This is a genomic window from Neoalteromonas flava, from assembly GCF_002807685.1.
Classification (GTDB): Bacteria; Pseudomonadota; Gammaproteobacteria; order Enterobacterales; family Alteromonadaceae; genus Alteromonas_E; species Alteromonas_E flava.
This window is the reverse complement of record NZ_PEAX01000020.1, coordinates 1-1,355: the sequence shown is the minus strand read 5'-3', so window position 1 is coordinate 1,355 and position 1,355 is coordinate 1. Positions and strand designations below refer to the sequence as shown.

Below are 1,355 nucleotides of genomic sequence, written 5' to 3'. Positions count from 1 at the left end.
GCCACTTGAACCCTCTATTTTTGAGCGCGACACCTTCCTCTGAAAAGTAGGTGTTGCTGAGGAAAAGAAATGGCAATGTCCTAACTAAAAACGGTTTTTCGCAGAACCTTAATGCTTCACTGAAGTTCTTAGCAATATTAACTAGGCACCAAATGAAAACTACGGCTCCTGGCAGAATTATTAATCCACGAAGCAAAGTGTCTAAATTCATAGAGTCACCTAACGCCCCGCATAAAGGGCAGCTAGCTGTGGGCTAAAATCGCGTGCAGCGCGAGCCCACAGGTAGATGTCCGCGCGAGCGTAGCGAGTTTTAATGCGATTGTTAGTCGCCGCCTTTACAGACATGTAACGTCTCCATATCCCAAATGTTGATAAGCTGATTGTGGCTATTTGAGAAATAGTCTTTGGCAGCTAAATTTCCTTTTTCGTATTCAAAGGCCAACCACATTCCGTACATAACGTTTAGCCAAACAACCATTACACCGCACATGACAATGTAAAACAGTAAACTATTTCTAGAGCCCTTGGGCTTTATTAGCGTTAGCCCAGACTTTATAACACCATAAATTAAGAATGATGAAACGCAAACAACTGTAATGAAAAATGGATTGAAGTATTTTTCATTGCCCAGCCAAAAGCTGTGAAGACATTGTCCTTCTCCGGTAACTGCAATAAATACGACCAAAACTTTAAATAAATAGCCGAACGCTAAACATGTAAAGCCAATAATCAAATTGGAAAGACTAATTTTAAATATATTCCGATCTTTCAAGGCGACTAACACCCCCATAAGGGGCAATTACCTGTAGGCTAAAATACGGAGCGAAGCGGAGGGAGCCTACAGGTAAGTGTCCCAGCGCAGCGCGTTAATGGGCTTGTTAGCTGCCACTTGCTCGTTGTTGCCATAACCAAATCCAAGGGCTTGGCTTGTATTTTTTAAACGCCGCTTCAATCTCTTCAATGCGGGGTTCTGTCTCAGTGTTTGCTGACGCGAGTCCGATCCAATAGCGGCTACTATCTCCCCAAGGTTCATTTACTACACCTGGGCTACCGAAGTAATTGAAAGTTATTCGGTCGTCGCTAAACCAATTTCTTTTAACATCAGTTATACCATCAATACTTTTAAGAATTTTAAAAATAGGTCTCAGGGTAAACCACATACTAGTGATTTCAAACGAATGCAGAGAGCCGTCTTTTCGAAATTCTGGATATGTTCTCATGGCAGCTAACTTTCCGATAAGGGGCAACGAAGTGTGCGGCACGATTTCAGGAGGCCGTACACGTAGTTGTCCCAGCGACTGCAAGGAGCGAGCTTGATTGGCTTGTTAGAAATTGGCATGAGGAAAGGCCACTCG

The 1,355-nt window shown here is 43.2% G+C and carries 3 protein-coding genes; all 3 read right to left on the bottom strand.

The features are described from left to right. Positions 1-211: hypothetical protein (locus CSH92_RS17170; protein ID WP_205662200.1), on the bottom strand; the 211-nt coding region annotated here is incomplete at its 3' end. A gap of 111 nt (positions 212-322) precedes the next feature. Next, positions 323-790 (bottom strand): hypothetical protein, encoded by a 468-nt coding sequence (locus CSH92_RS16930; protein WP_100658834.1) that lies wholly within the window; start codon positions 788-790, stop codon positions 323-325. 88 nt (positions 791-878) lie between these two features. After that, a complete protein-coding gene (locus CSH92_RS16925) occupies positions 879-1,220 on the bottom strand; it encodes a hypothetical protein (RefSeq protein ID WP_100658833.1) in 342 nt (113 codons plus the stop codon). Positions 1,221-1,355: the final 135 nt, after the last annotated feature.

Excerpts from the sequence above, each read along its gene's own strand:
- CSH92_RS16930 (WP_100658834.1), bottom strand. The coding sequence starts at position 790 with ATGGGGGTGTTAGTCGCCTTGAAAGATCGGAATATATTTAAAATTAGT.
- CSH92_RS16925 (WP_100658833.1), bottom strand. The coding sequence starts at position 1,220 with ATGAGAACATATCCAGAATTTCGAAAAGACGGCTCTCTGCATTCGTTT.